This is a genomic window from Mycobacterium scrofulaceum, assembly GCF_002086735.1.
Taxonomy (GTDB): domain Bacteria; phylum Actinomycetota; class Actinomycetes; order Mycobacteriales; family Mycobacteriaceae; genus Mycobacterium; species Mycobacterium scrofulaceum.
Window position 1 is genome coordinate 62589 of the sequence record NZ_MVIJ01000031.1, and the last position, 10465, is coordinate 73053.

General features: G+C 67.3%; 10 protein-coding genes. 8 read left to right on the plus strand and 2 right to left on the minus strand.

Annotated features, from left to right (window positions below):
* Positions 1–89 precede the first annotated feature (89 nt).
* The 7 genes from BST44_RS19290 to BST44_RS19320 all read left to right on the plus strand — a co-directional run bounded on the left by BST44_RS19290 (position 90) and on the right by BST44_RS19320 (position 7047).
* The gene (locus tag BST44_RS19290; RefSeq protein WP_083178706.1) at positions 90–1331 is read left to right on the plus strand and encodes a cytochrome P450; all 1242 of its coding nucleotides are present in this window, start codon (positions 90–92) and stop codon (positions 1329–1331) included.
* Between the two features lie 7 nt (positions 1332–1338).
* Positions 1339–2412: an acyl-CoA dehydrogenase family protein gene (locus BST44_RS19295; protein WP_083178707.1), complete on the plus strand. Its 1074-nt coding sequence runs from the start codon at positions 1339–1341 to the stop codon at positions 2410–2412.
* Positions 2403–3566, plus strand: a complete 1164-nt coding sequence (fadE29, locus tag BST44_RS19300) for an acyl-CoA dehydrogenase FadE29 (RefSeq protein ID WP_083178708.1) — start codon at positions 2403–2405, stop codon at positions 3564–3566. Before BST44_RS19295 ends, fadE29 begins: the two co-directional genes overlap by 10 nt.
* Positions 3563–4516, plus strand: coding sequence for a bifunctional MaoC family dehydratase N-terminal/OB-fold nucleic acid binding domain-containing protein (locus BST44_RS19305; protein WP_083178709.1), 954 nt, complete (start codon positions 3563–3565; stop codon positions 4514–4516). Before fadE29 ends, BST44_RS19305 begins: the two co-directional genes overlap by 4 nt.
* Positions 4513–4914: a MaoC family dehydratase gene (locus tag BST44_RS19310; RefSeq protein WP_083178710.1), complete on the plus strand. Its 402-nt coding sequence runs from the start codon at positions 4513–4515 to the stop codon at positions 4912–4914. Before BST44_RS19305 ends, BST44_RS19310 begins: the two co-directional genes overlap by 4 nt.
* Entirely contained in the window at positions 4914–6083 is a 1170-nt protein-coding gene (ltp2, locus tag BST44_RS19315) for a 17-hydroxy-3-oxo-4-pregnene-20-carboxyl-CoA lyase (RefSeq protein WP_083178711.1), read from the plus strand. The genes BST44_RS19310 and ltp2 overlap by 1 nt, the downstream gene beginning before the upstream one ends.
* A 118-nt stretch (positions 6084–6201) precedes the next feature.
* Positions 6202–7047: a DUF559 domain-containing protein gene (locus tag BST44_RS19320; protein WP_083178712.1), complete on the plus strand. Its 846-nt coding sequence runs from the start codon at positions 6202–6204 to the stop codon at positions 7045–7047.
* A gap of 49 nt (positions 7048–7096) precedes the next feature.
* Here the strand turns inward: BST44_RS19320 and chsH3 are convergent, their stop codons facing one another.
* Together chsH3 and kstD are read right to left on the minus strand one after the other, a co-directional pair.
* Positions 7097–7957 carry an enoyl-CoA hydratase ChsH3 gene (chsH3, locus tag BST44_RS19325; RefSeq protein ID WP_083178713.1) on the minus strand — a complete coding sequence of 287 codons (861 nt, stop codon included), beginning with the start codon at positions 7955–7957 and terminating at the stop codon, positions 7097–7099.
* A 1-nt stretch (position 7958) separates the two neighbouring features.
* The gene (gene kstD, locus BST44_RS19330; protein WP_083178719.1) at positions 7959–9641 is read right to left on the minus strand and encodes a 3-oxosteroid 1-dehydrogenase; all 1683 of its coding nucleotides are present in this window, start codon (positions 9639–9641) and stop codon (positions 7959–7961) included.
* Between the two features lie 72 nt (positions 9642–9713).
* On the opposite strand from kstD, the gene BST44_RS19335 reads away from it, so the two are divergent.
* On the plus strand, positions 9714–10465 hold a 752-nt coding region (locus BST44_RS19335), incomplete at its 3' end, for a 2-keto-4-pentenoate hydratase (protein WP_083178720.1).

The window sequence follows — 10465 nt, forward strand, 5'->3', positions numbered from 1 at the left end:
CAAGCGAGGATGGTGACCTGCCTTTTATCTGCGCAGGAGCCGTGTTTTACTGGCACTAGAACACGTTGCAATTGAGGAGCGCACACATCATGGCACCCCCCAACATTCCCGCCGACTTCGACTTTCTTGACCCTGACGTCAACCTCGCGGGGTTGCCCGTCGAGGAACTCGCCTTGCTGCGCAAGGCGGAGCCGATCCACTGGGTCGACATTCCCAACGGCTCGGGCGGGTTCGAGGACCACGGCTACTGGCTCGTCACCAAGCACGCCGACGTCAAGGAAGTCTCGAAGCGCAGCGACATCTTCTCGAGCTGGATGAACGGCGCCATCCCGACGTGGCCGCCGGAGATGAAGCGCGAACAGGTCGAACTGCAGCGCAGCGTCATGCTCAACATGGACGCGCCGCACCACACCCGGCTGCGCAAGATCATCTCCCGCGGATTCACCCCGCGGGCCATCGGGCGGCTGGAGGCCGAACTGGCCCAGCGCGCCCAGAACATCGCCAAGACCGCGGCGAGCGAGGGCAGCGGCGACTTCGTCGAACAGGTCTCGTGTGAGTTGCCGCTGCAGGCGATCGCGGGCCTGCTCGGCGTGCCCCAGGAGGATCGCGACAAGCTCTTCCGCTGGTCCAACGAGATGACCGGCGGCACCGACCCCGAGTACGCCACCGTCGATCCCGCGCAGTCGTCGATGGAGCTGATCACGTACGCGATGGCCATGGCCGAGGAGCGGGGCAAGAACCCCACCGACGACATCGTCACCACGCTCGTCCAGGCCGACATCGACGGGGAGAAGCTCTCCGACGACGAGTTCGGTTTCTTCGTCGTCATGCTCGCGGTGGCCGGCAACGAGACCACGCGCAACTCGATCACGCACGGGATGATCGCGATGGCCGACAACCCCGACCAATGGGAGCTGTTCAAGCGGGAGCGCCCGTCGACCGCCGCGGACGAGATCATCCGGTGGGCGACTCCCGTATCGGCCTTCCAGCGCACCGCCAACGAGGACACCGAGTTGTCCGGCGTGCAGATCAAGAAGGGCCAGCGCGTGGTGATGTCCTACCGGTCGGCCAACTTCGACGACGAGGTCTTCGACGACCCGCACGCCTTCAACATCCTGCGCGACCCGAATCCCCACGTCGGTTTCGGCGGGACCGGCGCGCACTACTGCATCGGCGCGAACCTGGCCCGGATGACCATCAACCTGATCTTCAACGCCGTCGCCGACCACATGCCGGACCTCAAGCCGATCGGCGAGCCCGAGCGACTGCGGTCGGGCTGGCTGAACGGGATCAAGCACTGGCAGGTCGACTACACCGGCGCAACGCGGTGACGTCCTGATGGACTTCAATCTCACTGCGACGCAACAGGCCGTCGCCGACGTGGTGACGTCCGTTCTGAACCGGGATCTCGGCCCGGCGACGATGCGGGCCGGTGACCGGACCGCGGAGGACTCGGGCCAATTGGGTCCAATCTGGGACGCGTTGGTCAGCGGCGGCGTGCCGGCGCTGCCGGTGCCCGAACGGCTCCGTGGGGACGGCGTGGGCCTGCCCGAGGTCGCGACGGTGCTGACCGAGGTCGGGCGCCACGGCGCCATCACGCCCGCACTGGCCACCCTCGGCTTCGGCGTGGTGCCGCTGCTGGACCTGGCGTCCGAGGAACAGCAGGACCGGTTCTTGGCCGGCGTGCCCAAGGGCGGCGTGTTGACGGCCGCGCTCAACGAGCCCGGCACCGCGCTGCCCGACCGCCCGTCGACCACCTTCGCCGACGGACGGTTGTCCGGGACGAAAGTCGCTGTGCCCTATGCCGCGTCGGCGGAGTGGATCGTCGTCACCGCCGACAGCGCGGTGGTGGTGGTGTCGCCGAAGGCCGACGGCGTGCAGCTGGCCCACACCCCGACATCGAACGGTTCCGACGAATACACGGTGACGTTCGCCGACGTCGCCGTCGGAGACTCCGACGTGCTGGCCGGCGCGACGCCGCCGCGGGTGAACCAACTGGCGCTGGCTGCCGTCGGCGCGTACGCCGACGGGCTGGTGGCCGGGGCGCTGCGGCTCACCGCGGACTACGTGGCCAACCGCAAGCAGTTCGGCAAGCCGCTGTCGACGTTTCAGACCGTGGCCGCTCAGCTCGCCGAGGTCTATATCGCCTCGCGCACCATCGATTTGGCGGCCAAGTCGGTCGTCTGGCGGTTGTCCGAAGGGCGGGACGCGGACGACGACCTCGATGTCCTCGGGTACTGGATCGCCTCGCAGGCGCCGCCGGTGATGCAGACGTGCCACCACCTGCACGGCGGCATGGGCATGGACATCACCTACCCGATGCACCGGTACTACTCCACGATCAAAGACCTGACCCGCCTGCTGGGCGGGCCTTCTCATCGTCTCGACCTGGTGGGAGCGCAATGTTCATAGACCTGACCCCGGAGCAGCGCCAGCTGCAAGCCGAACTGCGGGAATACTTTTCGAACCTGATCTCGTCCGACGAGATGAAGGCGATGGAGCAGGACCGGCACAACGAGGCCTACCGGGCGGTGATCCGGCGGATGGGCCAGGACCGAAAGCTCGGCGTCGGCTGGCCAAAGGAGTTCGGCGGCTTGGGCTTCGGCCCGATCGAGCAGTCGATCTTCGTCAACGAGGCGCACCGGGCCGACGTTCCGCTGCCCGCGGTGACATTGCAGACCGTCGGCCCGACCCTGCAACAGTTCGGCACCGAGGCGCAGAAGAAGAAGTTCCTGCCGGCGATCCTGGCCGGCGAGGTGCACTTCGCGATCGGGTACAGCGAGCCCGAGGCGGGGACGGACCTGGCCTCGCTGCGGACCACCGCCGTGCGGCACGGCGACGAGTACATCGTCAACGGCCAAAAGATGTGGACGACCGGCGGTCACGACGCGGACTACATCTGGCTGGCCTGCCGCACGGACCCCGAAGCGGTGAAGCACAAGGGCATTTCGATCCTGATCGTCGACACCAAGGACCCGGGTTTCTCCTGGACGCCGGTCATCCTGTCCGACGGCGCCCACCACACCAACGCCACCTACTACAACGACGTTCGGGTGCCCGCCGACATGCTGGTCGGCGAGGAGAACGGCGGGTGGAAGCTGATCACCACCCAGCTGAACAACGAACGGGTGATGCTGGGCCCCGCGGGCCGCACCGCCGGCATCTACGACCGCGTGCGCGCCTGGGCGTCCAAGCCGGGTGCCGACGGGGTCACGCCGATCGACCATCCCGACGTCAAGCGGGCGCTCGGCGAGATCCACGCGATGTGGCGGATCAACGAGCTGCTGAACTGGCAGGTGGCCGCCGCGGGCGAGGACATCAACATGGCCGACGCCGCGTCGACGAAAGTGTTTGGCACCGAGCGGATCCAGTACATCGGCCGCCTGGCCGAAGAGATCGTCGGCAAGTACGGCAACCCGGCCGAGCCGGACACCGCCGACCTGCTGAACTGGCTGGACTCGCAAACCAAGCGGAACCTGGTGATCACCTTCGGTGGAGGCGTGAACGAAGTCATGCGGGAAATGATCGCGGCGGCCGGACTCAAAGTGCCGAGGGTCCCCCGGTGACCGACATCCACGAGGCCGTCGCCGAGATCAAGGCGGCCGGCGGCCCGAAGCCGCGCGCCGGCCGCGACCCGGTGAACCAGCCGATGATCAACAACTGGGTGGAGGCCATCGGCGACGGCAACCCCATCTACGTCGACGAGGCGGCCGCCCGCGCCGTCGGGCACCCCGGAATCGTGGCCCCGCCGGCCATGATTCAGGTATGGACCATGTTCGGCCTGGGCGGGGAGCGCCCGAAGGACGATCCGATGGGCCCCATCATGCAGCTGTTCGACGACGCCGGCTACATCGGTGTGGTCGCCACCAACTGCGAGCAGACCTATCACCGCTACCTGCAGCCCGGCGAGCACGTCAGCATCACCTCGGAGATGGGCGACGTGATCGGCCCCAAGCAGACCGGCCTGGGTGAGGGCTACTTCATCAACCAGCACATCATCTGGCGGGTCGGTGACGAGGACGTCGCCGAGATGAACTGGCGCATCCTGAAATTCAAGCCCCGCGAGTCTTCCGAGCCGGCATCCGCGGTGCCGGCGGACCTGGATCCCGACGCCATGATGCGCCCGGCGTCGTCGCGCGACACCGCATTCTTCTGGGACGGTGTCAAGGCGCACGAGCTGAGGATTCAGCGGCGGCCCGACGGCAGGCTGCAGCATCCGCCGGTGCCCGCCGTATGGCAGGACAAGGCCGCCCCGATCGACTACGTGGTGGCCAGCGGCAAGGGCACGGTGTTCAGTTTCGTCGTGCACCATGCGCCGAAGGTGCCCGGCCGAACCCTGCCGTTCGTGATCGCGTTGGTGGAGCTCGACGAGGGCGTGCGGATGCTGGGCGAGCTGCGCGGTGCGGACCCGGCCAAGGTGAAGATCGGACTGCCCGTGCGCGCAACCTATATCGACTTTCCGGCGGGTGACAGCGGCCCGGAGTGGACCCTGTACGCATGGGAGCCCGAGGCATGAGCGCACCGGCCATCGAAGTCGGCACTGTCCTGCCCGAGCTCAAGCTGCACGGCGACCCGACGTTCATCATCTCGACGGCCCTGGCCACCCGGGACTTCCAGGACGTGCACCACGACCGGGATTTGGCCCAGGCCAAGGGTTCCAAGGACATCTTCGTCAACATCCTGACCGACACCGGGCTGGTGCAGCGCTATGTCACCGATTGGGCGGGTCCGTCGGCGCTGATCAAGTCCATCGGGCTGCGGCTGGGCGTGCCGTGGTACGCCTACGACACGGTGACCTTCTCCGGCGAGGTGACCGCCGTGGACGACGGCCTGATCACGGTTAAAGTGTTCGGCCGCAACAGCCTTGGTGACCATGTCATTGCCACCGTGACGCTGACAATGGGGGACGCCTGATGCTCTCGGGTAAAGCTGCGATCGTCGGCATCGGCGCGACCGACTTCTCGAAGGACTCCGGTCGAAGCGAACTGCGGTTGGCGGCCGAGGCCGTCCTGGATGCGTTGGACGACGCCGGCCTGTCGCCGTCGGACGTCGACGGGCTGACCACGTTCACGATGGACACCAACAACGAGACCGCGGTCGCGCGTGCGGTGGGCATCGGCGATCTGAAGTTCTTCTCGCAGATCGGTTACGGCGGTGGCGCCGCCTGCGCGACCGTTCAGCAGGCGGCGATGGCCGTCGCCACCGGCGTGGCCGACGTGGTGGTCGCGTACCGGGCGTTCAACGAGCGGTCCGGCATGCGCTTCGGTCAGGTGCAGACACGGCTGGCGGGGGACGCGCGCGCCCAAGCCGATTCGACGGCGGCGGACAATTCCTTCTCGTACCCGCACGGACTTTCGACGCCGGCCGCACAGGTCGCGATGATCGCGCAGCGCTACATGCATCTGTCGGGTGCGACCAGCCGCGACTTCGGCGTCATCTCGGTCGCAGACCGCAAGCACGCGGCCAAGAATCCCAAGGCGTACTTCTACGAGAAGCCGATCACCATCGAAGACCACCAGAACTCGCGGTGGATCGCCGAGCCCCTGCGGCTGCTCGACTGCTGCCAGGAGACCGACGGCGCGGTCGCGATCGTGGTGACCTCGCCCGAGCGCGCGCGGGATCTCAAGCAGCGGCCGGCGGTCATCGAGGCGGCGTCGCAGGGCTCGAGCCCCGATCAGTACACGATGGTCAGCTACTACCGACCGGAACTGGGGCTGCCCGAGATGGGCGTGGTGGGTCAGCAGCTGTGGGGCCAATCCGGTCTCAAGCCGTCGGACATTCAGACCGCCATCCTCTACGACCACTTCACCCCCTTCACGCTGATTCAGTTGGAGGAGTTGGGGTTCTGCGGCAAGGGCGAAGCCAAGGACTTCATCGCCGACGGGGCGATCGAGGTGGGCGGCCGGCTTCCCATCAACACGCATGGCGGTCAACTCGGTGAGGCCTACATCCACGGCATGAACGGCATCGCCGAGGGCGTGCGGCAATTGCGGGGGACTTCGGTGAACCCCGTCCCCGATGTCGAGCACGTCCTCGTCACCGCGGGCACCGGCGTGCCCACGTCGGGCTTGATCCTGGGCTAGGTTTAGCCCCTCTCGCGCCGAGTGCCCCGCTAGCCGGGCGTTCGGCGCTCAACGTTCGGCTGGACGGGCGCTGGGCGGCTGAAGTGACGCCGATGGTCACGCGTGCGACCCTGCGGCGATGGGTGAGCCATTTGTCGGGAGCGAAGCCGTCGCCTGTGGACTAGTGACCAAGAGCCAATTGGAAACCCGATACGCCCGCCTTTTTCGAGGCGTTTACATCGATCGAGATGCCGCGCTCACCGCTGCGGTGCGCGCCAAGGCCGCGTGGTTGTGGACCGGCCGCCGAGGCATTGTGGCGGGGTTCTCAGCGGCAGCCTTGCACGGAAGCAGATGGGTGGACGACGGCAGGATCGTGGAACTGATTCACACCAACCACCATCGGTCGCCAGGCATACAGCTCCATAGGGACACGGTCGCGCCTGATGAAATCGAAATCAGCGGCGGCCTCGCCCTTACGTCGCCGACCAGGACGGCACTGGACCTCGGCTGCTGGTACCCGACGATGACCGCCGTGGCGGGTATTGACGCGTTGGCCGCGGCGACGGAAATCAAGGCGGTTGATGTCGAGCTGCTGACCCGCAAGTATGCCGGTCGCCGCGGCATCGCGCGGGCACGTCGAGCCGCCGAACTGTTCGATGCCGGCGCGCAGTCGCCGAAAGAGTCATGGCTCCGCGTCGTCCTGGTCGAGGCCGGACTGCCGCGGCCCCAGACACAGATTCCGGTGTTCGACGAGTTCGGCAGCGTGTTCGCGTATCTGGATATGGGATGGGAGGAAATCAAAGTCGCTGTGGAGTACGACGGTGAGCAACACCGCAACGATCGCCGTCAATACAGCTGGGACGTCCGGCGATTGGAGAAGCTCGAGCGTCTGGGTTGGATCGTGGTGAGGGTGATCGCCGGTGACCGGCCCAAGGACATCGCTCACAGGGTCCGCGCTGCGCGTGCATGTCGAGTGCCCGGCTAGCCGGGCCCTCCGCTACGAAGCCCCGCCTAGCCGGGCGCTCGGCGCAGAATTAGGCGGGGACCAGCTCGACGCCGCTCAGCACCACCGCGTTGTCGCGCGAAGGCGCGACAACGCTGGCCAGCAACCGCCCGCCTTCCTTCCAGATACCGACATTGAGCGTTTCGCCGGGGAACGCCACCCCGGCGAAACGCGCGCCGTAGGCGGCCACCGCGCCGGCATCGCCGTCCAGCAGCGTGTCGACGATGGCCTTGCAGGTCATGCCGTACGTGCACAGGCCGTGCAGGATCGGCTGTGAAAAGCCCGCAGCCGCGGCGAATTCCGGATCGGAGTGCAGCGGATTGCGGTCCCCGCAGAGCCGGTACAGCAGCGCCTGCTGCGGCAGGATCGGCACCTCGACCTCCACATCCGGCGCGCGGTCCGGCGCCGCGTCCGACGTCGAGGGCCCGCGCTCGCCACCGAAACCGCCTTCGCCGCGGGCGAAGATGGACCGCCGCTGGGTCCACAGCAGCGTGCCGTCAGGCGCGCTCACCGTCGTCTCGCTCCAGATCACCGCGGCCTTGCCCTTGTCCCAGATGTCGGTGAACCTGGTGACGGCGCGAGCGGACCCCGACGGCGGCAACGGCCCCGGCACCTCAACCCGCTCGCTGGCGTGCAGCACCTTGCCCAGCTCGATGTCGATGCCGGGGAACTGCACCGTCGGCGGCTTGGTCATGTGGAAGGAGGCCGCCACGTTGCCGAACGTCGGCAGCACCTGCGGTGTGTCATCGACCAGGTAGCGCAGTTCTCGCGGGTCCATCGGATCCTTGCCCGCCCCCAACGCCAAGTGGTAGAGCTGCACATCGCTGCTCGTCCAAGCGAATTCGATGGGGTCCAGCTCGGCGGCCAGCGCGACGTCTACATCAATGGGCATGTCAGCGTTCCCCCGCAAGGTTCAGCGCGGCAAGGTAACCGAAGGTCATCGCCGGACCGATCGTGCCGCCCGGGCCCGGATAGGTGTGGCCCATCACCGGGGCGCTGACATTGCCCGCGGCGTAGAGGCCTTCGATGATCGTGCCGTCGTCCCGCAGCGCCCGGCCGTGCACGTCGGTGCGGATGCCGCCCTTCGTGCCCAGGTCGCCGGGCACCATCTTGGCCGCGTAGTACGGCGCATGCGTGAGCTCGCCGAGATTGGGATTCGGCTTGTTGGTCGGGTCACCGTAGTAGCGATCGTATGCGCTCTCGCCGCGGTGGTAGTCCTCGTCGACGCCCGACCGGGCAAAGCCGTTGAAGCGTGCCACCGTCGCGGCGAAGTCCGCAACCGGGAGGCCGGCTTTCTGGGCCAGCTCCTCGAGCGTGTCGGCGGAGATGATGACCCCCGACTCCAGCCATTTTCGCGGAATGCGTTGTCCCGGCTGCAATCCCGCGAAGATGTAGCGGTCGCGGTATTGCTGGTCGAACACCAGCCACGCCGGAATGTTCTCGCCCGGTCCTGGCCCCTGGCCGAACTCGCCGCCGTACATGTGGTGGCAGGCCTCGACGTAGGGCATCGACTCGTTCATGAACCGCTTGCCCGACATGTTGACGATGATCGATCCCGGGGAATTGCGTTCCGACAACGCGAACCAGGGTGCACCCACCAGCGGCACGGTCGGACCCCACCAGGCGTCTTCCATCAGTTCCAATGCGGCACCCAGCTTCTCGGCGGCCACGATCCCGTCGCCGGTGTTGGCCTTGGCGCCGACGGTCCACTCGGTGGTGATCGGCGCGCGCTGATACTTCACCCGCATCTGTTCGTTGTGTTCGAAGCCGCCGGAGGCGAGGATCACCCCGCGTCGCGCCCGGATCAGCCGCGGCTCGGACGACTCCGAGGCGTTCGTGTCGCGCACGTAGACGCCGCGCACCACGCCGTCCTCGACGTACAGGTCGGTCAGCGCGGTGTTGAGCAACACCGGGACTCCGGCCTGCTGCAGCCCGATCCGCAGCGGACCGATCAACGCCCGGCCCATGCCGACGAGGTTCTTGCCGGTCGCCTTCGCCCACATGGTGCGGGCGCCGACCTTCAGGCTGCGCAGCACGCCCCGCGGGTGTCGCTTGAGCTGGTTCAGCCGCACGTAGTCCTGTTGCATCACAACCACGTTGAGCGGCACCTTGCCGTAAGCCGGCTCCAGGCCGGGCATGTCGGCACCCAGCTTGCGCGCGTCGAACGGCTTGGGCTCGATCGAGCGGCCCTCGGCGCGGCCGCCCGGCGCCTCCGGGTAGTAGTCGGAGTAGCGCGGAACCCAGCACATTTTGAGCGGGGTGTGCTTGAGCACGAACGACAGCATCTCGGGTCCGCGGTCGAGGTAGGTGTCGATGCGTTCCGGCTCGACGATGTTGCCGATGATCCCGTGCAGGTACGTCCTGGCCGCCCCGGGGTCGTCCCGGACACCGTCACGCTTGAGGATCTCGTTGTTCGGTATCCAGACGCCACCACCCGAGCGGGCCGTCGAGCCGCCATAGTGCGCGGCCTTCTCGATGACTACTGTGGAAAGGCCCCGGTGAGCGGCAGTAAGGGCAGCCACCATGCCGGCTCCGCCGCTCCCCACCACGACGACGTCGAGCTCCTGTGCTGTCATGTAGAACACGTTATAGAATTGCCCGGGCCGGGCGCTACTGGGCCGGTCACACGAACGAGGGGACTTCTGCAGATGCTCAGTGTTGCGACGCGAGACGAGCTTGCTGCCGACTTGGCGGAGGCTGAGCGGAGCCGCGAGCCGATCGCGCCGCTCACTTCCGCCCATCCGGAGATCGATGTCGTCGACGCGTATGAGATTCAGCTGATCAACATCCGTCAGCGGGTCGCCGAGGGGGCGCGGGTGCTGGGGCACAAGGTGGGGCTGTCGTCGAAGGCGATCCAGCAGATGATGGGGGTCGACGAGCCGGACTACGGGCATTTGCTGGACGAGATGCAGTTGTTCGAGGACATCCCGGTCAAGGCGAGCCGGTACCTGTGGCCGCGGGTGGAGGTGGAGGTGGGTTTCCTGCTGGATGCGGACCTGCCGGGGGCCGGGTGCACCGAGGAGGATGTGTTGGCGGCGACCGAGGCGTTGGTGCCCTCGATCGAGTTGATCGACACCCGGATCACCGACTGGAAGATCGAGTTGTGCGACACGATCGCCGATAACGCCTCCTCGGCGGGGTTCGTGTTGGGCCAGGCGCGTGTGTCCCCGAGCGATATCGACGTCAAGGGCATCGATGCGGTGCTGCGCTGCAACGGTGCGGTCGTCGCGACGGGGCGCACCGACGCGGTGCTGGGCAACCCGGTCACCGCGGTGGCGTGGCTGGCCCGCAAGGTGGAGGCCTTCGGGGTGCGGTTACGCAAGGGCGACCTGGTGCTGCCGGGATCGTGCACGCGCGCGATCGACGCGCACGCCGGCGACGAGTTCGTCGCGGAGTTCGC